This is a genomic window from Streptomyces parvus (assembly GCF_032121415.1).
Taxonomy (GTDB): Bacteria; Actinomycetota; Actinomycetes; order Streptomycetales; family Streptomycetaceae; genus Streptomyces; species Streptomyces globisporus_A.
In genome coordinates this window covers 3,764,825-3,784,250 of sequence record NZ_CP135079.1, presented here as the reverse complement: position 1 = coordinate 3,784,250, position 19,426 = coordinate 3,764,825, and the positions used below count along the sequence as shown (strand labels likewise).

At 70.1% G+C, this 19,426-nt stretch carries 18 protein-coding genes, 1 tRNA gene and 4 pseudogenes; 10 read left to right on the top strand and 13 right to left on the bottom strand.

Going from position 1 to position 19,426, the window contains the following annotated elements:
- Positions 1-36: 36 nt before the first annotated feature.
- Positions 37-711, top strand: coding sequence for a Crp/Fnr family transcriptional regulator (locus tag RNL97_RS18055; protein ID WP_003967450.1), 675 nt, complete (start codon positions 37-39; stop codon positions 709-711).
- A gap of 48 nt (positions 712-759) precedes the next feature.
- Here RNL97_RS18055 and RNL97_RS18050 read toward each other — a convergent pair whose 3' ends face one another.
- The 4 genes from RNL97_RS18050 to RNL97_RS18035 form a co-directional block, all read right to left on the bottom strand.
- Entirely contained in the window at positions 760-1,596 is an 837-nt protein-coding gene (locus tag RNL97_RS18050) for an MBL fold metallo-hydrolase (protein WP_030590921.1), read from the bottom strand.
- A complete protein-coding gene (locus RNL97_RS18045; protein WP_313750944.1) occupies positions 1,593-2,489 on the bottom strand; it encodes an NUDIX hydrolase in 897 nt (298 codons plus the stop codon). The genes RNL97_RS18050 and RNL97_RS18045 overlap by 4 nt, the downstream gene beginning before the upstream one ends.
- A gap of 188 nt (positions 2,490-2,677) precedes the next feature.
- Positions 2,678-3,148 carry a RidA family protein gene (locus tag RNL97_RS18040; RefSeq protein ID WP_030590915.1) on the bottom strand — a complete coding sequence of 157 codons (471 nt, stop codon included), beginning with the start codon at positions 3,146-3,148 and terminating at the stop codon, positions 2,678-2,680.
- Positions 3,148-3,306, bottom strand: a complete 159-nt coding sequence (locus tag RNL97_RS18035) for a DUF4177 domain-containing protein (RefSeq protein ID WP_003967454.1) — start codon at positions 3,304-3,306, stop codon at positions 3,148-3,150. The genes RNL97_RS18040 and RNL97_RS18035 overlap by 1 nt, the downstream gene beginning before the upstream one ends.
- Before the next feature lie 72 nt (positions 3,307-3,378).
- On the opposite strand from RNL97_RS18035, the gene RNL97_RS18030 reads away from it, so the two are divergent.
- Together RNL97_RS18030 and RNL97_RS18025 are read left to right on the top strand one after the other, a co-directional pair.
- Positions 3,379-4,353, top strand: a complete 975-nt coding sequence (locus tag RNL97_RS18030) for an ArsA family ATPase (RefSeq protein ID WP_030590912.1) — start codon at positions 3,379-3,381, stop codon at positions 4,351-4,353.
- Positions 4,350-5,831, top strand: coding sequence for an ArsA family ATPase (locus tag RNL97_RS18025; RefSeq protein WP_243314617.1), 1,482 nt, complete (start codon positions 4,350-4,352; stop codon positions 5,829-5,831). The genes RNL97_RS18030 and RNL97_RS18025 overlap by 4 nt, the downstream gene beginning before the upstream one ends.
- 31 nt (positions 5,832-5,862) lie before the next feature.
- Here RNL97_RS18025 and RNL97_RS18020 read toward each other — a convergent pair whose 3' ends face one another.
- Positions 5,863-6,213, bottom strand: coding sequence for a WhiB family transcriptional regulator (locus RNL97_RS18020; protein WP_003967458.1), 351 nt, complete (start codon positions 6,211-6,213; stop codon positions 5,863-5,865).
- 627 nt (positions 6,214-6,840) lie between these two features.
- Between RNL97_RS18020 and RNL97_RS18015 the strand changes: the two genes are divergently transcribed.
- Positions 6,841-9,087 carry a transglycosylase domain-containing protein gene (locus RNL97_RS18015; RefSeq protein ID WP_243314615.1) on the top strand — a complete coding sequence of 749 codons (2,247 nt, stop codon included), beginning with the start codon at positions 6,841-6,843 and terminating at the stop codon, positions 9,085-9,087.
- Between the two features lie 87 nt (positions 9,088-9,174).
- On the opposite strand, the gene RNL97_RS18010 is transcribed toward RNL97_RS18015, so the two are convergent.
- Entirely contained in the window at positions 9,175-9,639 is a 465-nt protein-coding gene (locus RNL97_RS18010; RefSeq protein WP_243314614.1) for a GatB/YqeY domain-containing protein, read from the bottom strand.
- 91 nt (positions 9,640-9,730) lie between these two features.
- Between RNL97_RS18010 and RNL97_RS18005 the strand changes: the two genes are divergently transcribed.
- From RNL97_RS18005 to RNL97_RS17995, 3 genes are all read left to right on the top strand, one after another.
- On the top strand, positions 9,731-10,669 hold the full coding sequence (locus RNL97_RS18005) for a metallophosphoesterase (protein ID WP_030590900.1): 939 nt from the start codon (positions 9,731-9,733) through the stop codon (positions 10,667-10,669).
- Between the two features lie 224 nt (positions 10,670-10,893).
- Complete coding sequence (locus RNL97_RS18000; RefSeq protein WP_030578542.1) at positions 10,894-11,640, top strand: Pr6Pr family membrane protein; 747 nt, start codon at positions 10,894-10,896, stop codon at positions 11,638-11,640.
- A gap of 28 nt (positions 11,641-11,668) precedes the next feature.
- A tRNA-Pro gene (locus RNL97_RS17995) sits at positions 11,669-11,742 on the top strand.
- A 95-nt stretch (positions 11,743-11,837) separates the two neighbouring features.
- On the opposite strand, the pseudogene RNL97_RS17990 reads toward RNL97_RS17995, so the two are convergent.
- From RNL97_RS17990 to RNL97_RS17980, 3 genes and pseudogenes are all read right to left on the bottom strand, one after another.
- Positions 11,838-12,308: pseudogene (locus tag RNL97_RS17990) on the bottom strand (tyrosine-type recombinase/integrase); the annotation flags it as partial.
- A pseudogene (locus RNL97_RS17985) lies at positions 12,308-12,661 on the bottom strand (ATP-binding protein); the annotation flags it as partial. The pseudogenes RNL97_RS17990 and RNL97_RS17985, both read right to left, overlap by 1 nt.
- A 217-nt stretch (positions 12,662-12,878) precedes the next feature.
- A complete protein-coding gene (locus RNL97_RS17980; RefSeq protein WP_313750943.1) occupies positions 12,879-13,049 on the bottom strand; it encodes a Scr1 family TA system antitoxin-like transcriptional regulator in 171 nt (56 codons plus the stop codon).
- Positions 13,050-13,485: 436 nt separating this feature from the next.
- On the opposite strand from RNL97_RS17980, the gene RNL97_RS17975 reads away from it, so the two are divergent.
- On the top strand, positions 13,486-13,965 hold the full coding sequence (locus RNL97_RS17975) for a hypothetical protein (RefSeq protein ID WP_030578548.1): 480 nt from the start codon (positions 13,486-13,488) through the stop codon (positions 13,963-13,965).
- A gap of 1,335 nt (positions 13,966-15,300) precedes the next feature.
- Positions 15,301-15,504: pseudogene (locus RNL97_RS17970) on the top strand (low molecular weight phosphatase family protein); the annotation flags it as partial.
- A gap of 20 nt (positions 15,505-15,524) precedes the next feature.
- Here the strand turns inward: RNL97_RS17970 and RNL97_RS17965 are convergent.
- Together RNL97_RS17965 and RNL97_RS17960 are read right to left on the bottom strand one after the other, a co-directional pair.
- On the bottom strand, positions 15,525-16,181 hold the full coding sequence (locus tag RNL97_RS17965; RefSeq protein WP_313750942.1) for a GNAT family N-acetyltransferase: 657 nt from the start codon (positions 16,179-16,181) through the stop codon (positions 15,525-15,527).
- 46 nt (positions 16,182-16,227) lie between these two features.
- Positions 16,228-16,803 (bottom strand): annotated as a pseudogene (locus RNL97_RS17960) (DUF899 family protein); the annotation flags it as partial.
- Between the two features lie 388 nt (positions 16,804-17,191).
- On the opposite strand from RNL97_RS17960, the gene RNL97_RS17955 reads away from it, so the two are divergent.
- The gene (locus RNL97_RS17955) at positions 17,192-17,998 is read left to right on the top strand and encodes an SGNH/GDSL hydrolase family protein (protein WP_313750941.1); all 807 of its coding nucleotides are present in this window, start codon (positions 17,192-17,194) and stop codon (positions 17,996-17,998) included.
- 77 nt (positions 17,999-18,075) lie between these two features.
- On the opposite strand, the gene RNL97_RS17950 is transcribed toward RNL97_RS17955, so the two are convergent.
- Together RNL97_RS17950 and RNL97_RS17945 are read right to left on the bottom strand one after the other, a co-directional pair.
- Positions 18,076-18,513, bottom strand: coding sequence for a nuclear transport factor 2 family protein (locus RNL97_RS17950; RefSeq protein WP_390332675.1), 438 nt, complete (start codon positions 18,511-18,513; stop codon positions 18,076-18,078).
- Between the two features lie 68 nt (positions 18,514-18,581).
- Complete coding sequence (locus tag RNL97_RS17945) at positions 18,582-19,421, bottom strand: class I SAM-dependent methyltransferase (RefSeq protein ID WP_030578562.1); 840 nt, start codon at positions 19,419-19,421, stop codon at positions 18,582-18,584.
- Between the last annotated feature and the right edge of the window lie 5 nt (positions 19,422-19,426).

Here is a 19,426-nt window from a genome sequence, read left to right as displayed (position 1 = left end):
CACGGTTCCCTGGACAGGCCGACAAGGAGAGAACTCGTGGACGACGTTCTGCGGCGCGCCCCGCTTTTCGCGGCGCTCGATGACGAGCAGGCCGCGGAGCTCCGCGCCTCGATGAGTGAGGTGACCCTCGCGCGCGGAGACGCGCTGTTCCACGAGGGCGACCAGGGTGACCGCCTGTACGTGGTCACCGAGGGCAAGGTGAAGCTCCACCGCACCTCGCCCGACGGGCGCGAGAACATGCTGGCCGTGCTCGGCCCCGGCGAGCTGATCGGGGAGCTGTCGCTCTTCGACCCGGGCCCCCGTACGGCGACCGCCTCCGCGCTGACCGAGGTCAAGCTCCTCGGCCTCGGCCACGGCGACCTGCAGCCCTGGCTGAACGCCCGGCCCGAGGTGGCCACCGCGCTGCTGCGCGCGGTCGCCCGACGGCTGCGCAAGACCAACGACCAGATGTCCGACCTGGTCTTCTCCGATGTGCCGGGCCGTGTCGCCCGCGCCCTCCTGGACCTGTCGCGCCGCTTCGGCGTCCAGTCCGAGGAAGGCATCCACGTCGTGCACGACCTCACCCAGGAGGAGCTGGCCCAGCTGGTCGGCGCCTCCCGCGAGACGGTCAACAAGGCGCTCGCGGACTTCGCGGGGCGCGGCTGGCTGCGCCTGGAGGCCCGCGCGGTCATCCTGCTGGACGTCGAGCGGCTGGCGAAGCGCTCGCGCTGAGACGCGTCCTCGGGGCGCCCCGAGGGCGCCCCGGCGCTGATCCAGGGCTCAGCCCTGGATCAGCCCGTGCTCGGTCAGGTATTCCAGCTGCGCCCGGACCGACAGCTCGGCGGCCGGCCACAGGGAGCGGTCCACGTCGGCGTAGACCGCCGCCACCACATCCGACGGCGTACGGTGCCCGGCCTCCACCGCCGTCTCCACCTGGGCGAGCCGGCCGGCGCGGTGGGCCAGGTAGAACTCCACCGCCCCCTGCGCGTCATCCAGCACCGGCCCGTGGCCCGGCAGCACCGTGCGGACGCCGTCGTCCACCGTCAGCGACCGCAGCCGCCGCAGCGAGTCCAGGTAGTCGCCGAGCCGCCCGTCCGGGTGCGCGACCACCGTCGTACCGCGGCCGAGGACCGTGTCGCCCGTCAGCACCGCCCGGTCGGCGGGCAGGTGGAACGAGAGCGAGTCCGCGGTGTGCCCCGGCGTCGGCACCACGCGCAGCTCCAGGCCGCCGGTGGTGATCACGTCGCCCGCCGCGAGGCCCTCGTCGCCCAGCCGCAGCGCCGCGTCCAGGGCCCGTACCTTCGTCCCCGTCAGCTCCGCGAAGCGGCCCGCGCCCTCCGCGTGGTCGGGGTGCCCATGGGTGAGCAGCGTGAGGCCCACGCGCCGCCCGGACCGCTCCACCGCCTCGATCACGGCCCGCAGGTGTACGTCGTCGAGCGGCCCGGGATCGATGACGACGGCGAGCTCGGAGTCGGGCTCGGCCACGACCCAGGTGTTCGTCCCGTCGAGCGTCATCGCGGACGGGTTGGGCGCGAGGACGTTGACCGTACGGGCGGTCGCGGGCCCGGAGACCACGGTTCCGCGCGGCTGTCCGGGCAGGGCGGCTGCGTCGGTCATGCGGCACCGCCTCCCCCGCCCGCCGTGGGCACGTGTTTGGTGAACTCGTCGTGTCCCGGCCAGGTCAGCACCAGCTCGTCGCCCTCCAGCCGGGCCTGCGCGAGGACCGGGGCCATGTCCTGCACGTCGGCGGCCTCCAGGGCCTCCTCTGCCGTCCTGTACGGCGCGAGGGCCCGCAGCGTGGTCACGGTGGGCGGCATCATCAGCAGCTCGCCCGCGTCGTAGCGGCGGGCGGCCTCCGCCGGGGCGATCCACACCGTACGGTCGGCCTCGGTGGAGACGTCCCGGGTGCGCTGCCCCTCGGGGAGCGCGGCGACGAAGAACCAGGTGTCGTAGCGGCGCGGTTCGAACTCCGGGGTGATCCACCGCGCCCAGGCGCCCAGCAGGTCCGAGCGCAGCACCAGGCCGCGCCGGTCCAGGAACTCCGCGAAGGACAGGTCCCGGGCGACCAGCGCCTCCCGGTCGGCCTCCCAGTCGTCCCCGGTCGTGTCGCCGACCACGGTCGTCGCGGTCGGCCCGGCGAGCAGGACGCCCGCCTCCTCGAACGTCTCGCGCACCGCCGCGCAGACGACGGCCTGCGCCTCGGTGACCGTCGCCACGCCGAGCCGGTCGGCCCACTGCTCCAACGGGGGCCCGGCCCACCCGATCAGCCGGTCGTCGTCCCGCGGATCGACACCGCCACCCGGATAGGCGTACGCGCCTCCGGCGAACGCCATCGACGTACGGCGGCGCAGCATGTGCACGACGGGGCCGGGCGTCGGCGCCTGCGGCCCACGGTCGCGGAGCAGCATCACCGTGGCCGCCCGCCGGGGCGTCACGGCCGTCAGCTCACCGGCGGCGAGGGCCCTGATCCGGTCGGGCCATTCCGGGGGGTACCACTGACCTTGGGACATGGCCGGAGGCTATCCGGAACCGCGCCGATGTTCGAGAGGCTCCCTGAGCATCACGGCGACCCGACTTGCCCCGTACACGCCCGCCATGCCCCGTACACACGCGATCCGCCCGTCGTGGCCCCCGTACACACGCGATCCCGCCCGGTCGCGGGGACCGGGCGGGATCGGAAACGTACGGGAACGGGTCCTCAGGCCTCGTCGAGCTCCACCTGGACCTCGACCTCGACCGGTGCGTCCAGCGGCAGCACGGCGACGCCCACGGCGCTGCGGGCGTGCACGCCCTTGTCGCCGAGGACCGCGCCCAGCAGCTCGCTGGCGCCGTTGATCACGGCGGGCTGGCCGGTGAAGTCGGAGGCCGAGGCGACGAAGCCCACGACCTTCACGACGCGCTTGATCCGGTCCAGGTCACCGGCGACCGACTTCACGGCGGCGAGCGCGTTGAGCGCGCACGTCTTCGCGAGCTCCTTCGCCTCGTCCGGCGTGACCTCGGCGCCGACCTTGCCGGTGACGGCGAGTTTGCCGTCCACCATCGGCAGCTGGCCCGAGGTGTACACGTACACCCCCGACTGCACGGCCGGCTGGTACGAGGCCAGCGGCGGCACGACGGCGGGCAGGGTCAGACCCAGCTCGGCGAGGCGCGACTCGACGGCGCCCGCCACTACGCCTTCTCCCGCTTCAGGTAGGCCACGAGCTGCTCGGGGTTGTTCGGGCCGGGAACGACCTGGACCAGCTCCCAGCCGTCCTCGCCCCAGGTGTCCAGAATCTGCTTGGTCGCGTGCACGAGAAGGGGCACGGTCGCGTATTCCCACTTGGTCATGGGCCCGACTGTAACGCCTGGCACGTACGGTCCCGTGCGTAGGCCGGGGCAGGACTGGTTAGGCTCGAATACGTGAGCAGGTTCCAGGTCGTCAGCGGCAAGGGCGGTACCGGTAAGACCACGGTGGCCGCCGCCCTCGCGCTCGCCCTCGCGACCGAGGGCAGGCGCACCCTCCTCGTCGAGGTCGAGGGCAGGCAGGGCATCGCCCAGCTCTTCGGTTCCGACGCGCTCCCCTACGAGGAGCGCAGGATCGCCGTCGCGCCGGGCGGCGGCGAGGTGCACGCGCTGGCGATCGACGCCGAACGCGCGCTCCTCGACTACCTCCAGATGTTCTACAAACTCGGCAGCGCCGGCCGTGCCCTGAAGAAGCTCGGCGCGATCGACTTCGCCACCACCATCGCGCCCGGCGTCCGGGACGTCCTGCTGACCGGCAAGGCGTGCGAAGCCGTACGCCGCAAGGACAAGCGGGGCCGGTTCGTCTACGACCACGTGATCATGGACGCCCCGCCGACCGGCCGGATCACCCGCTTCCTCAACGTCAACGACGAGGTGGCCGGACTGGCGAAGATCGGCCCGATACACAACCAGGCCCAGGCCGTGATGCGGGTCCTGAAGTCCCCGCAGACCGCGGTCCACCTGGTGACCCTCCTGGAGGAGATGCCGGTCCAGGAGACCGCGGACGGCATCGCCGAGCTGCGCGCCGCCGAACTGCCCGTGGGCAGCGTCTTCGTGAACATGGTCCGCCCGCATCTGCTGGACGAGGACGCCCTGCGCACCGCGGCGGGCGGGCGCCGCAAGGAGATCGCCAAAGCGCTGACCCGGGCCGGAGTGACCGGTTCCGCCGCCCTCGTACGTCCGCTGGTCGCGCAGGCGGCCGAGCACGCGGAGCGGGTCGGTCTGGAGCGGGAGCAGCGCGCGGTGCTGGCCGGTCTCGGCCTGCCGACGGCGGAGCTGCCGCTGATGGGCGACGGGGTGGACCTCGCCGCGCTGCACGACCTGGCCACGGAGCTCCGTAAGCAGGGCGCGGGGGAAGAGGGGGACGCATGAGCGCGGACACGGACACGGCGGCCGAAGGCGGGCCGGAGACGGACGCTACGGCCGCGGCCGGGCTGGACACCGACGCGCTGCTGGACGACCCGGACATCCGGATCGTCGTCTGCTGCGGCTCCGGCGGCGTCGGCAAGACCACGACCGCCGCGGCCCTCGGCGTACGGGCCGCCGAGCGCGGCCGGAAGGTCGTCGTCCTCACCATCGACCCGGCCCGCCGGCTCGCCCAGTCCATGGGCATCGACCAGCTGGACAACGTGCCCCGCCGGGTCGACGGCATCGAAGGCGACGGCGAACTGCACGCCATGATGCTCGACATGAAGCGCACCTTCGACGAGACCGTCGAGGCGCATGCGGACGCCGAGCGGGCCAGGGCCATCCTGGAGAACCCCTTCTACCAGTCCCTGTCGGCCGGGTTCGCCGGTACGCAGGAGTACATGGCGATGGAGAAGCTCGGGCAGCTGCGGGCACGCGACGAGTGGGACCTGATCATCGTCGACACCCCGCCCTCGCGCTCCGCGCTGGACTTCCTGGACGCGCCGAAGCGGCTGGGGTCCTTCCTCGACGGGAAGTTCATCCGGCTGCTGATGGCGCCCGCGAAGGTGGGCGGCCGGGCCGGGATGAAGTTCCTCAACGTCGGCATGTCGATGATGAGCGGCACGCTGGGCAAGCTGCTCGGGGGCCAGTTCCTGCGGGACGTCCAGACGTTCGTCGCCGCGATGGACACCATGTTCGGCGGTTTCCGCAGCCGGGCGGACGCCACGTACAAGCTGCTCCAGGCGCCCGGCACGGCTTTCCTCGTGGTCGCGACGCCGGAGCAGGACGCGCTGCGCGAGGCCGCCTACTTCGTGGAGCGGCTGGCCGCCGAGGACATGCCGCTGGCCGGTCTGGTCCTCAACCGCGTGCACGGCAGCGAGGCTTCACGGCTCTCCGCGGACCAGGCGCTGGCCGCCGCAGAAAATCTTGACGACGCCCGCATTGTGGATCAGGGGGCCGGGAAAGCTGGCCTTGGTGACCGGGGAACCCCCGACCCGGCGGTCACCGCTTCCGGAACGACCGAGCCGCCCCTCTCCCCCGAGGCCGGGCAGGCGTCCGGTCCGCAGACCTCAGCCGAGCACCAGGACCCGACGGAGAACGAGCCGCCCCACGAGAACATCGCGCACGCCGCGACCGCCCCTGAGGGGGACACCGCCGACGCCGCCCATGTGGTGGACGCGGCCGGCGCGTCGGACACCGACGCGACCGACGTCATCAGCATCGAGGAACTGACGGCGGGTCTCCTGCGCCTGCACGCCGAGCGCATGCAGGTCGTCGCCCGCGAGAACCGCACCCGCGACCGCTTCACCGTGCTCCACCCGGAGGTCCCGGTGACGGCCGTCGAAGCGCTGCCCGGCGACGTACACGACCTGGACGGCCTCCGGGCCATCGGCGACCTGCTGGCGGACGGTTCCGCCCCGGCCCCTGCCGGAGCGGCGTAGAGCCGGCGCGCCGTGCGGCGCGGCCGACGCGCTACCCGACGGCGGCGTACGTCTCGTGCAGTTCCTCGTCCTCCAGCCCGATGACTCCGGGCAGGACGCCGGTGGACCGCTCGTATTCGCTGCGTGCGGTCTCCAGCAGCCGGCGCCAGGACGTGACGGTCGGCCGACGGCGCAGCAGTGCGCGGCGCTCCCGCTCCGTCATTCCGCCCCACACGCCGAATTCGACGCGATTGTCCAGCGCATCGGCCAGGCACTCGGTCCGCACCGGGCATCCGGTGCACACCGCCTTGGCTCTGTTCTGCGCTGCCCCTTGTACGAACAGTTCATCCGGATCGGTAGTGCGGCAGGCTGCCTGCGCACTCCAGTCGGTTACCCAGCCCATGCCGGCGCCGTCCTCTCCCGAATCGAGGCTCCCCCACGGCGGTAGCGGCATATTCACCGCTGCCAGTTGAGGACGTTACGGAAGGTGGGGACAGCACAACACCCCCTTCGGGCCCAATCTTGAATGGTCCGAACGGACTATGCGTATGCGGCAGATCACCCAGGGGAGTGAGCCGAGGACATACGCGACTATCACCATGAAAATGGGATAGTGCACTCAAGTCGCAACGGACTTCTCGTGACATACGAGGCGAATTCGGGAGCGCCTCGCTGGGTGCGTGAAGGGCGGTGCGGTGACACATCGACCGGGCGAAGAATGACCAGAAGATGCGCATGGGGCGGCAGGGGGCTTGATACGGAACCGGACTGCTGTGACAGTTGAGAGCAGCTTAGGCCAACGCCTGCCCGTCTGTCCGGCGAATGGAAACCCGGGCCCTCTGCGCTCACGTCCGTGTTCCGAGCGCGCCCACATCCATGTCCGCGCGCGCCCACGCGAGGACGGTGCGCCGTGCTCCGAGACGGTGTGCCGCGTCTCCGACCCGCCCGGATGTCACGGTCTGGTACGGGAACGCTCCGAGAGGCCCCTGCTCCTGCGACACGTTCATCACTACGGATTAGGCTGCCCCCTATGCCAAAGAAGCGCTCGGGCGGCGGTCTCACCACGACTCAGCAGGCCGCCAAGTTCGTCGGTGTCGCCGCGCTCTCCGGAGCTGTCCTGGCAGGCATCGCGCTGCCCGCAGCCGGAGCGCTGGGGCTCGCCGCCAAGGGGACGGTCGAAGGGTTCGACGAGATCCCCTCCAACCTCAAGACGCCGCCGCTCAGCCAGCGGACCACGATCCAGGACCGCGACGGCGGCACCATCGCCACGGTGTACTCCCGCGACCGCACGGTCGTGCCGCTCAAGGACATCTCGCCGTACATGCAGGACGCGATCATCGCGATCGAGGACTCCCGCTTCTACGAGCACGGCGCGGTCGACCTCAAGGGCATCCTGCGCGCGATGAACCGCAACGTACAGGCGGGCGGGACCGCGCAGGGCGCGTCGACCCTCACCCAGCAGTACGTGAAGAACGTCTTCGTCGAGGAGGCGGGCGACGACCCGGAGAAGGTCGCCGAGGCCACGCAGCAGACGCTCGGCCGCAAGGTCCGCGAGCTGAAGTACGCGATCCAGGTCGAGGAAGAGCTCGGCAAGAAGAAGATCCTGGAGAACTACCTCAACATCACGTTCTTCGGGCAGCAGGCGTACGGCGTCGAGGCCGCGTCCCAGCGCTACTTCTCCAAGCACGCCAAGGACCTCAAGGTGGAGGAGGCCGCGCTGCTCGCCGGCATCGTCCAGTCGCCGAGCCGCTACGACCCGGTCAACGACACGGAGGAAGCGACCAAGCGCCGCAACACCGTGCTGGCGCGGATGGCCGCGGTCAAGAGCATCACGCAGGCCGAGGCCGACAAGGCCATGGAGACGCCCATCAAGCTGAAGGTGTCCCGGCCGAAGAACGGCTGCATCACCGCCGTCAGCGGCTCCGGCTTCTTCTGCGACTACGTACGCAAGACGATCCTCACCGACCCCGCCTTCGGCAAGACCGACGAGGAGCGGGCCAAGCTCTGGAACCTCGGCGGTCTGACCATCCGGACCACGCTGGACCCGCGCGCCCAGAAGGCCGCCAACGAGGCCGCCACCGCGAGGGTCAACAAGGACGACAAGTTCGCGGCGTCCGTGGTGCAGGTCCAGCCGGGCAGCGGCAAGATCCTCTCGATGGGCCAGTCCCGCCCGTACGGCCTGGACCAGAAGCAGAACGAGACCGTCCTGAACCTCGCCGTCAGCAACAGGATGGGCGGCAGCACCTACGGCTTCCAGGTCGGCTCCACGTTCAAGCCGTTCACCGCGGCGGCGGCGCTGGAGAAGGGCATCAGCCCGGCGACGACGTTCTCCTCGGACTGGAAGATGACGCTCCAGGAGCGGGACTTCCGCAACTGCTCGGGCTCCCCGGCCGGTTACGCGCCCTGGGAACTCCAGAACGAGCTGGAGTCCGAGAAGGGCAGCTGGGACATGACGAGCGCGCTCGGCAAGTCCATCAACACCTACTTCGCGATGCTGGAGCAGAAGGCCGGCCTCTGCGAGACCGTCGAGATGGCCAAGAAGGTCGGCTACGAGCGCGGTGACGGCAAGAAGATCGTCGAGAACCCGTCGATCACCCTCGGCAGTGAGGTGAGCACACCGCTCTCCATGGCCGGCGCCTACGCCGCGTTCGCCAACCGCGGCACGTACTGCACACCGATCGCCATCGAGTCCATCAAGGACCCGCAGGGCAAGGCGCTCGACGTGCCGAAGACATCCTGCTCGCGCGCGATGAGCGAGCGGACCGCGGACACGATCAACCAGATGCTCAAGGGCGTCGTCGAGGACGGCACCGGTACGCAGGCCGGACTCAGCGACCGGGACAACGCGGGCAAGACCGGTACGACCAACGACCGCAAGGACGCCTGGTTCGTCGGGTACACGCCGAACCTCTCCACCGCGGTGTGGGTCGGTGACGACATCGGTGAGAAGAGCTCGATGTTCAACGTCACCATCGGCGGCCAGTACTACGACAAGGTCTGCGGTGGCTGTCTGCCCGGCCCGATCTGGCGCATCGCGATGACCGGAGCGCTGGACGCGTCCGAAACTCCCGGGTTCAATACCGTCCCCGTGCCTCGCGGCAAGGAGAAGGAGGACAAGGACGCGGAGAAGGGCGACCGCGACCGGGGCCGTGACCGCGGTGACGACGACGACAAGCCCGGCAACGACGGCAACCGGTTCCCCGGCATCGAGCTGCCGGAGGGCGTGATCGGCGGACCGGGCGGCGGCGGCCGGGGCGGCGGCAACGAGGGCCCCTGACCGTACGGGGCTGTTGGTCGAAAAGGGGTGGGCGCCCGGTCGGGGACCGGGCGCCCACCCCTTTTTCCCTACTCCCTCGGCGTCGCCTCAGCCGGCGAGGAGCTTCTTCACCGCGGCGGCGACCCGGCCGCCCTCGGCGAGCCCGGCAACCTTCGGGTTGACGATCTTCATGACGGTGCCCATCGCGCGCGGCCCCTCGGCCCCGGCGGCCTTGGCCTCCTCGACGGCGGACGCCACGATCGCGTTCAGCTCGTCGTCGGAGAGCTGCTTGGGCAGGTAGCCGTCGAGCAGCTCGCCCTCCGCCCTCTCGCGCTCGGCCTGCTCGGTCCGGCCACCCTGGGCGAAGGCCTCGGCCGCCTCACGGCGCTTCTTCGCTTCCTTGGCGATCACCTTCTGCACCTCGTCGTCGGAGAGCTCGCGCGCCGACGTACCGCTGACCTCTTCCTTCGTGATCGCGGTGAGGGTGAGCCGAAGGGTGGACGAGGTCAGCTCGTCACGCGCCTTCATGGCCGTGTGGAGGTCTTCCTTGAGCTTGGACTTGAGCGTGGTCATGCCGTGATTGTGACAGGTACGGGGCCGGGGCCGCCCCCCGGTTTCCCTCTCGCCTTTTCTCTCGGCGTTCCGCTTCTGCGACGATGGGCGCATGCGCGCACGCTACGGAGTACCCCTGAAAGTCACGGCAGTCGGCGCGGCGGTCGGCGCCGCCGGGCTCGCCTACGCCGCCGGGTTCGAGGCCCGCTCGTTCCGCCTGCGACGGGTCACCGTTCCCGTACTCCCGCACGGGGCGCGTCCGTTGCGGGTGCTCCAGGTCTCCGACATCCACATGGTGTGCGGTCAGCGCAAGAAGCGCGCCTGGCTCCAGTCGCTGGCGGGCCTGCGCCCCGACTTCGTGGTGAACACCGGCGACAACCTCTCCGACCCGGAGGCGGTGCCCGAGGTACTGGACGCGCTGGGCCCGCTGATGGAGTTCCCGGGCGTGTACGTCTTCGGCTCCAACGACTACTACGGCCCCAAGCTCCGCAACCCGGCCCGCTACCTCCTGGAGAAGGTCCAGGGCAAGCACGGCCTCAACGGCAACGCCCCCGCGGTCGGCGTCGTCCACAATCCGTGGGAGCCCATGCGCGACGCCTTCGACGAGGCGGGCTGGCTGGACCTGTCGAACACCCGGGGCCGGCTCAAGCTGGAGGGCATGGAGCTGGCGTTCACCGGCCTGGACGACCCGCACATCAAGCGGGACCGTTACGCCGAGGTCCAGGGCGGCCCGGAAACCGGCGCCGACCTCTCCATCGGCGTGGTCCACGCCCCGTACCTCCGCTCCCTGGACGCGTTCACGGCCGACGGCTACCCCCTGATCCTCGCGGGCCACACGCACGGCGGTCAGCTGTGCATCCCGTTCTACGGAGCGCTGGTCACCAACTGCGACCTGGACACCGACCGGGTCAAGGGCCTGTCGAGCCACACGGTCGGCGACAAGCGCGCCTACCTCCACGTCTCCGCAGGCTGCGGCACCAACCGCTACACCCCGGTCCGCTTCGCCTGCCCGCCCGAGGCGACGCTGCTGACGTTGGTGGCCAAGACCTGAGGGGGCGGGCGGGGCGGGCCGGGGGCGCCGGAGGGGCGACCTACGCGACGGGCCGGGGGCGCCGGATCGGCGGGCGAGACAGGCTGCGGACGCGCCGGAACGGGCGGGCCGGGGGTGCCGGAGGGGCGACCTACGCGACGGGGAGGGGCGGGGCGGCCCGTCGCGGGTAGCGGCGGGCGGCCCACGAATCGCGGGGGTCTTCCCACCCCCTTACCGTACGAATCATGACCGCGCCCCGGGCCGCCCTGCTCCCCCGCCCCCGGGCGGCAGAGGTGCTCCCGGCCCCCACCGGCCCCCGCCGCCCCTGGGCCACGGCTCTGCGCACCCTGGCATGCGGGGCGGCGGCCGCAGGCCCGGCCATCGCCCTGGCGACCGGGACCGCCCCACCGCCCCTGATCCATTTCACGGTCCTGGCGAACCTGCTGGTCGCGGTGGCCTTCGGCTGGTCGGCGGTACGTTCGTGGCGAGGCGCTCCGCCGCTCCCGCCGTACCTGACGGGCGGGGTGCTCCTGCTCGCGGCGATCACCGGCCTGATGCACCACCTGGTGCTGGTGAACTACGCCGAGAGTCCGGCCCCGGCAACGGGCTGGCCTCTCGCGGCGAACCTCCTGCTCCACACGGCGACCCCCTTGACGGTTGCCGCGGACTGGCTCCTGCTGACCGCGCCGCGGACCCTGCGCCTGGCCCACATCCCGCTCTGGCTGACCGCCCCCGCGGCCTACCTGGGCCTCACCCTGATCCGCGGAGCCCTGCTCTCCCCCGGCTCCCCGGCCCGCTACCCGTACCCGTTCCTCGACGTCGACACGTACGGCTACGCCGGCACCCTCACCCAGGCCCTCGCCCTCGGCCTCCTCTTCACCGCCCTGGCTGCCCTGATCACCGCCGTGGACCACATACGGCCGAACGTGGCGGGGTGGATCCAGCACCGAAGAAACCGGATTTCGCCTCCGGCCGCCGGTGGGCTAAAGTAATCGATGTCGCCGGGAGTCCGGTGGACATCGGGGTGTAGCGCAGCTTGGCAGCGCGCTTCGTTCGGGACGAAGAGGTCGTGGGTTCAAATCCCGCCACCCCGACAGCTAAGCAGCAGGTCAGAGGGCCCTTACCGAATCGGTAAGGGCCCTCTGGCGTTGCTGTGTGTCTATCTGCGTGACTATCGCTTCCTGCGTGCCTACGGCTGCCGGGGGTCCGCGCCGAAGATGCCGTCCATGACCACGGCGCCCGTCTGGATCACCGGCCTGATCTGCTTCCGGTAGACCTCCTCGGTCACGGCCGTCCCCGAGTGACCGACGAGCCGGGAAATCTCCTCCAGGGGGACGCCACGGTCGGAGAGCAGTGACACGAAGCTGTGCCGAAGCTCCCGGGGCGTCCACTCGGCAGCCTCGACCCCGTCGACGTCCTTGAGCGCCTGGCGGAAGGCACGGCGGACGTTGGCAGCTTCGAGCGGCTTGCCGACGGCCGAGGAGAAGACGAGCCCGTGTTCCTCCCACTCGTCATCGGCGGCGAGCCGGTCCCAGCCCTGATCCTCGTACTGCCGCCAGAGCGCATCGATACAGCGGGACGGCAGGGCGAGCGTGCGCCGGGACTTTCGGGTCTTGGTGTCGCCGCTCCGCCGGACCGACCGCCACACGGCGGTGCGGGGCGCCGGTCGGCCCAGTTCCCGACTCCCCAGTCCTTGGCGCACCCAGCGACCAACACGAGACCGCGACCGCCCTCCTCCTGCTCGGTCACGTCACACAGACGCGGTTCGCGCTCACCGCCCTGGTCGATCACCTCGATCCGCACGAGATCGTCCCCGAAACCGAGGACCACCAGAAACCACCCGCCGTCCGCCCCGCTCAGGGAGTGCCGGACGGCGTTCGTCGCCAGTTCGCTCACGACCAGAACGGCGTCATCGACAGAGGCATGGCCTTCCGCCAGGGAAGCCACGAAGTGACGGGCCTCGGCCACCTCCCCGGCCAGACCAGGGAAAACACGGCACCACTCGGTACGCATGAACACTCCTCGGCATCGTCCAGGGGACTAGACATCCCGAAGGCAGAGCATTCCTATGCGCTAGCCCAAGCCAGGCGTCTTGAGGAATTGTTCCTCTACGAGTGAGTGGCCGGACCCAAACCTTGGAACTCCTTCATCACACACAACAGGAGTTCTCTCGCTTCACCACCGAAGACCGCCGCACCCTCGAAGCGCCCGACCTCCTCCTCGTACGTGGCTAGTTCGTCCGAGTCGGCGGACACCCGCTCTCGAAGACCGACTCCCGCTGCGGCTCGTACAGCACGCTCTGCCGCTCCACCAGCGCAGCGACCGCACTTCCCACGGCTTCCGGAGTGGCGTTCGGCGCGCTGCTGAACACGTGCCGGGCGTACTCGGCGCTCTGCAACATGGCCGGCAGCACCACGCACTGGAACGAGCGCACCAGTAGAGCCGATCGCAAGGCGTCATCAACGGTCAAGCCGAGAGGCAGGGTGGCCACTGCTGCCCGGTCCGAGGCGCTCTCAACAGCGGTCTGTTCAACGGCCTGGAGCTGTACTCCACCTCAGCAATGTGGTGCCGTAGCAGAGCATCCCAGGTGTCTCAGCGGCCGGTTCCACAGCCGTTCCACAGCCTTGCCATACACGTGCCAGAAGGGAGGGGCAGCGACGGACATCAAGGGGCGCTGTCATCGTCTAAGACTCACCTGGCGGTCTCTACCAGCACTGGTCAGACGCCTGATCACGGAAGAGCGTGCGTTGATCCACAAGCTCCGTAACAGCACGGGTTACAGCCGTGAGTCATAACTGCCGGGCGGCCGACGGGCGAAGGTTCTAGCCTCTCCTGTCATGGAGTGGATACCGCTGGTCAGTACGGCACTTGGTGCGGCAATCGGGGTTGGCTCCACCTTGTTGGCCGATCGGGCCAGATGGCGCAGGGACCGCGCCGGCCAGGACCTCGATGCGCGACGGCAGTTGTACGCCGACTACACCGCTGCGCTCTCACGGATCCGCACAGCGCTCAATGAGTGCGCGCACGAGGACATCCCAGCCGTAGACCGGCCACGGAGAATCCGTGAGGTGTTCCTGACGCCTGGTGCGTACGAGATCCGTCACCAGTTGGCCATCGTCGCACCACCGGAGATCGTGGAAGCCTCACGATCAGCGTTCGTGGTCCTGAGGGACACCCGAGACCTACTCGTGGCAGGTGCCTCGGTCGACGACGCGACCTACGTGGAATTGGAGGAGAGGTTCGATGCTGCCGTGACCGAGCTCCGTACCGTCATGCGCCTTGACCTTGGGGCGGCCAAGTCGATCGCGGCACCGTGACACGCAGCCCGGGAACGGTAGCCCGCAGCCGCAGACGGCTCGCACCAGATGCGCACCAATTGGTACAGCGGACTGCGGTCAACGGCGGCTACCGAAACACTGCCCCTTGCGACCTGACAGACACATAGCTGCTGGTCAGATGGTGTGCTGGCTTGGCATTACCTGCGATTGCCAAGCTCAGGGCTTCGGCCACCGGATATCCGGTGGCCACCGGGCACATCGTTCTGTACCTTGCCGGCATGACCGAGAACCGAAGGGGCAATGCCGCGTAGGCGCCCATCAGCCCTGCGGGGCGACCTCCCTGTCCGTTCCCTGAGGCGGCGACGGTATCCGTTCATTGATCGCCTTTCAGGATCTTGCACGGCTGACCTGCGTCGGCTGGAGCGGACCCGCTTCTGGCCTGAAGCCACAGAAGAAGCGTTCTGGCACTGGCAGGCCTTTGCCCATGGCCCCCTCAGACAACTCGTAGATCCACTCGCAGGACCTGCTTGCGGCATCGTTGAGTGCGGGTGCTACGGCGCCGGCTTCCGCGAGCACCTCGAAGCCGTGCTTCACGCGCTGCCAAGGAAGAGCGCGCGTGAGTTGCGCGCCCTCGTACGGGTCCTCGATCGGAAAATTCTGGCAAGGGCAGTGGTCATCCCGGCTGACAGCCTGGACGTGCCATGGTGGCGAGGCCAGCTCTAGGACCGTGGGCGGCCGTCTCAGTTTCCGTCTCATTCAGACCCATTCGCGGACGTTCAGCCGGGACGCGCCGCGCTTCCAGCACCGGCGACCAGCCGCCCATGAACGCAGGTGAACGCCCCTGTACCCACCCATCACCACAGTTGGACAGCGTGCGTCTGTCCACGCGGGAGGGGTGCACGGTCGGCTCTGGCAGGTCATCCGCTGGCCATCGACGAAGCCCGACCGTCGGTTAGGTCCCGGACGATTCTCCGGGCCGCCCCCAGACAGGCCGGGGATGCAACCATTCCCTTCAGAGCTGGAACCCCCGGAAGCCGACCGCGCGCTTGAGACCATAGACGCCAGCACTGACAACCGACTCGCCAGCGATCGACCGTCGAGCGGTGAGCGTCTAACTGCGTGACAACGCCGACGAACAACGGCGGGCGAGCGCGAACGTCAGCGGACCATCAGCGCAGGTGAGAGCCGCACCAGCCCGAGGCAGCACCGGTGCCCAAGTTGCTTCGGGACGAAGAGGTCGTGGGTTCACATCCCGCCACCCCGACAGCTAAGCAGCAGGTCAGAGGGCCGGTACTGATTCCAGTACCGGCCCTCTGGCGTTGCGCGTGTGCACGGGGCGAGCCGGCCCGAGGGAGAAGTCCGCGTCAGCAGCCGGTCCTGACCGCCGAGGCCGTCCAGGCATCCGACTCCGTGGTCACCATGGGCTGCGGCGACGCGTGCCCGGTCTTCCCCGGCAGGGCGTACCTCGACTGGCAGCTCGGCGATCCGGCAGGCCAGGAGGTCGATGCCGTTCGTCCGATCCGCGACGAGATCAGGCAGCGCGTCGACGCCCTCCTTGCAGAGATTGCTTCTCGGTAGGGCGTCAGCTGCCCCTCCCCTCAGCGGCAGGGCTTGCTCAGGTAGAGGGCGTACTCGCCGGCCGAGGCGGTGAACTCGTAGAGCGAGGTGTCCAGGCCGCAGAGCGAGAAGCCCATCCGGCGGTACGCGTGGATGGCGGGGGCGTTGATGTTGGTGACCTCCAGCCAGATGTGGCCCGCGCCCTGCTCCCGGGCGAACTCCTCCGCCCGGGACATCAGCGCCCTGCCTACGCCCCGGCCCCGGTGGCCCGGAGCGACCTCGATGTCCTCGATGGTGAGGCGGCGGTTCCATCGCGCGTACGTGACGGAGACGAAGCCTGCCAGGGAGCCGTCGGCGGCCAGGGCCAGGAAGGTGGGGTCTCCCTGGGCCGCTCGGTCCCCCTCGTCCCCCTGGGTCCCTGAGGCCTCGCCCCCCCCCAGGGGCCCTGAGGTCTCGTCCCCCTGGGCCCCTGAGCCCTCGTCCCCCTGGGCCCCGGAGCCCTCGTCGTTCTCGTCCTCCGGGAACACCTTGGTCAGAGGCGGGTCCACCGGGGTCTCCCGCAGGGTGAAGCCGTTCTCGGCCATCTCCACGCGGAAGACGGTGGCCGTGGTGAAGGAGCCGTCCAGGGCTTCGACGAGCCCGGTGTCCTCAGGGGTGGCGGTGCGGATTTCATAAGGGGTGTCATCGGCCGGGGGCATGACGCGACCCTACGACGAGATGACTCGTCGTCAGCAGGCCGCCTCTTCAGGAGCCGGACGTCAGGTCGTCCGACCGTCCTGCCTCGATACGGGACCATTGGGGGATGGGGCGGCCGTTGGTGCGCATGGGGTGCTCGGGGGGAGCGTCCATGGTCTGCGGCCAGCCGGCGGGCGAGTCCTCCCAGAGTTCCTGGCGGCCGTACACGGTCAGGTCCATCAGCGCGTAGTCGTAGTCCATCACCTCCACCCCGCGCAGCGTCGTCCAGTACGTCTCGTAGACCCGGTCGCCGTCGCGCAGGTAGCAGACCACGTGCATGCTGCCGACCTGGCGACCGGTCAGCAGCTCGTCGTTCGAGGGGAGCGCCGAGTACCACGGCATCTCCCAGCCCATGAAGTCCCGGTAGCGGCGGCTCTCCTCGTACGGGCCCTGGCAGAGGACGGCATAGGTGATGTCGCGGGAGTGCAGGAAGGCCAGCTCCCGCACCTGGTTGATGACCCAGGTGCAGCCCTCGCACTGGCCTGCCGCGTCGTGGCCGTCGTGCCACATGAAGTAGTACGCGATCAGCTGCCGGCGCCCTTCGAACGCGTCGAGCAGGGAGACCGCGCCGTCCGGGCCGGTCAGTTCGAGGGGGAGCCGGACGGCAGCCGGCCGGTGATGCCCGGGCCCGGTGCGGGGCCCGCCGCGTCAGCTCCATCACCCGGGTCCGGGCCGGGGCCGCCCGTCTCCCCCGTACACCGAAGGCTGAACCTCACCGCCCTTCCGCGCGCCCCGCGTTGGGCCGTCCGGATGAACGCACCGGGCTCGTGGAGGCTCATCCGGGCGCACATAATTTCCCCGAACTTGCCTGTTCCGTCACGGAGTTGAGGTTTATCTACGCGCGGAGCACGACCCGCCGAACGATCCTTCGGGCATATCAGACGACTTCTTGCACGGCCATTACCGGCGGGTACCGAGAGCTGCTAGAAACTGCATTCCCCACATCCCCCCACGCTTCGAAGGGCTGGCAGCCATGTCAGTACGAAGAATTTGGGCATCCCTCTCCACTCTCGCGATCGCCGCCGTGGCGGCCCTCGGTGTCGCCGGGCCGGCTTCCGCCGCCGACTCGGCCGCCGCGGGCGGCTATGTCGCGCTCGGCGACTCCTACTCCTCGGGCGTCGGCGCCGGAAGCTACCTCTCCGACAGCGGCGACTGCCGCCGCAGCACCGCCGCCTACCCCTACCTGTGGCAGGCGGCGAACTCCCCCGCCTCCTTCGACTTCGTCGCCTGCTCGGGGGCGACGACCTCGTCCGTGGCGAGCAGCCAGCTCGGCGTGCTCAGCGCGTCCACCTCGCTGGTCAGCGTCACCGCCGGAGGCAATGACGTCGGGTTCGCCGACGTCATGCAGGACTGCGTGCTCGGCAGCGAGGCAACCTGCCTCAGCAGCGTGGACGCGGCCGTCGGGCAGATGAACAACACCCTGCCCGGCAGCCTGGATTCGCTCTACGACGGCATCCGGACCCGCGCCCCGCAGGCCCAGGTCGTGGTCCTCGGCTACCCCCGCTTCTACCAGCTGTCGGGCAGCTGCGTCGCCGGGCTCAGCGAGGCCGAACGGGCCGCGATCAACAACGCGTCGGACGTGCTGAACGACGTCATCGCCAAGCGGTCCGCCGACGCCGGGTTCACCTTCTCCAGCGTGGTGGACGAGTTCACCGGACACGAGCTGTGCTCGGGCGACGCCTGGCTGCACAGCGTCACCGTCCCGGTCTACAACTCCTACCACCCCAAGGCCGCAGGGCAGTCGGGCGGCTATCTGCCCGCCTTCCGCTCGGCGGTGTAGGGCCTCGGGCATCGGAGAGGAGCGGCGGTTCACCGGACGACCGGTGGGCCGCCGTTCTCCGTAGCGCTCGACCGTTCTCAGGAGCGCTCGACCAGATGCTCCCGGCCGGCAGGGGGCTCGTACGACTCGGGCCAGAAGTCCGTCACCCCGGTGATCAGCCCCTCCTCGTCGAACGTGAAGAAGTGGATGGCGTCCAACTCCTCCGGCGACGCGCCCTCCTGCTCCCCCGTCACCGTGAACCCGGTCCGGGCGGCGGCCTGCCGGCCCTCCGCGTCGGCGACGATCCGCTCGACCCGGACATGCCAGTCGCCCGGATACTCCTGGTTGAACCGGAGATACCGCTCCTTGCCGACGATCCGCTCACGCGTCTGCGGCAGTTCGTACACCACGTCCTCGGCGAGGGTCGCCCCGAACGCACTCCAGTCGCGCGCCTCGGCCGCCGACCAGTACGTCTCCACCGCCCCGCGCAGCGCGGCCGTCGTCGTCCCCGAAGCGCTTCCTGTCATGTCGGTCATGGAAACGAGTGTGGCCCCCACCACTGACAATCGGCCGGATGAGCCCCCAGGGCGGCCCCCACCTGCGGCTATGCCTGACGCTCCGCCGGGCGCGACGCCTTGATCGAGTACATCAGCGGGATCCTCGGGCGGCCCGCCGGGAAGCGGTAGTGGCCGTCCGCGTGGCGCTCCAGCGGGGCGAACCGCGGGACGAGCGAGACATCGTGCTCGTGGAGGAACTCGATCCGCAGCCCCGCCGAGGCGAGCGCCGTCACCACCCGGCCCACCGGGTGCTGCCATTCGACGCTGCGGTTGTGCACGGTCGGCGCGTCGAGGTCGGCGTACGTGCCCGGCGTCTCGTCCACCCAGGCGTCGCGGCTGAAGTAGTCGTCGGTGACCACCGAACCGGTCTCGTCCATCGCGTCGGTCAGCGGGTGGAACTCCGCCAGGTAGAGGAACCCGCCGGGCGCGACCAGCGAAGCGGCGGTCTCGGCCCAGCGGTCGATGTCGGGCAGCCAGCCCAGCGCGCCGATGCCCGTGTAGACGATGTCGTACGCGGAATCGGGGACGGCGGCCGGGGCGTCGTACACGTCGGCCACGACGAACGCCGCCCGGTCCGGGCCCAGCCCGAGCGAACCGGCCAGGCCCCGGGCGGTCTCGACGGCGGGCTCGGAGAAGTCGAGCCCCACGACCTGTGCGGCGCCGTGCCGCGCCCAGGACAGGGTGTCCATGCCGAAATGGCACTGGAGGTGCAGCAGGGTCTTGCCCCTGACGTCCCCGACCTCGGCCAGCTCGAAGGCGCGCAGCACGTCCTTGCCCGCCCGGAACGCGTCCAGTTCGTAGTAGTCGCTCGCCACGTGGATCGGCACGCGTTCGTCCCAGCGCGCGCGGTTGGTCTCGTGCCAGTCGTCCGGAGTCGGGGAGTACATGTCCG

Coding starts and splice junctions, on each gene's coding strand:
- RNL97_RS18005 (WP_030590900.1), top strand. CDS start 9,731: ATGCGCGCACGCTACGGAGTACCCCTGAAAGTCACGGCAGTCGGCGCG.
- RNL97_RS17980 (WP_313750943.1), bottom strand. CDS start 13,049: ATGTTGCAGAGCGCCGAGTACGCCCGGCACGTGTTCAGCAGCGCGCCG.
- RNL97_RS18035 (WP_003967454.1), bottom strand. CDS start 3,306: ATGACCAAGTGGGAATACGCGACCGTGCCCCTTCTCGTGCACGCGACC.
- RNL97_RS18000 (WP_030578542.1), top strand. CDS start 10,894: ATGACCGCGCCCCGGGCCGCCCTGCTCCCCCGCCCCCGGGCGGCAGAG.
- RNL97_RS17950 (WP_390332675.1), bottom strand. CDS start 18,513: ATGACCGACATGACAGGAAGCGCTTCGGGGACGACGACGGCCGCGCTG.
- RNL97_RS18045 (WP_313750944.1), bottom strand. CDS start 2,489: ATGTCCCAAGGTCAGTGGTACCCCCCGGAATGGCCCGACCGGATCAGG.
- RNL97_RS17955 (WP_313750941.1), top strand. CDS start 17,192: ATGTCAGTACGAAGAATTTGGGCATCCCTCTCCACTCTCGCGATCGCC.
- RNL97_RS18015 (WP_243314615.1), top strand. CDS start 6,841: ATGCCAAAGAAGCGCTCGGGCGGCGGTCTCACCACGACTCAGCAGGCC.
- RNL97_RS17965 (WP_313750942.1), bottom strand. CDS start 16,181: ATGCCCCCGGCCGATGACACCCCTTATGAAATCCGCACCGCCACCCCT.
- RNL97_RS18025 (WP_243314617.1), top strand. CDS start 4,350: ATGAGCGCGGACACGGACACGGCGGCCGAAGGCGGGCCGGAGACGGAC.
- RNL97_RS18050 (WP_030590921.1), bottom strand. CDS start 1,596: ATGACCGACGCAGCCGCCCTGCCCGGACAGCCGCGCGGAACCGTGGTC.
- RNL97_RS17945 (WP_030578562.1), bottom strand. CDS start 19,421: ATGTACTCCCCGACTCCGGACGACTGGCACGAGACCAACCGCGCGCGC.
- RNL97_RS18020 (WP_003967458.1), bottom strand. CDS start 6,213: ATGGGCTGGGTAACCGACTGGAGTGCGCAGGCAGCCTGCCGCACTACC.
- RNL97_RS18010 (WP_243314614.1), bottom strand. CDS start 9,639: ATGACCACGCTCAAGTCCAAGCTCAAGGAAGACCTCCACACGGCCATG.
- RNL97_RS17975 (WP_030578548.1), top strand. CDS start 13,486: ATGGAGTGGATACCGCTGGTCAGTACGGCACTTGGTGCGGCAATCGGG.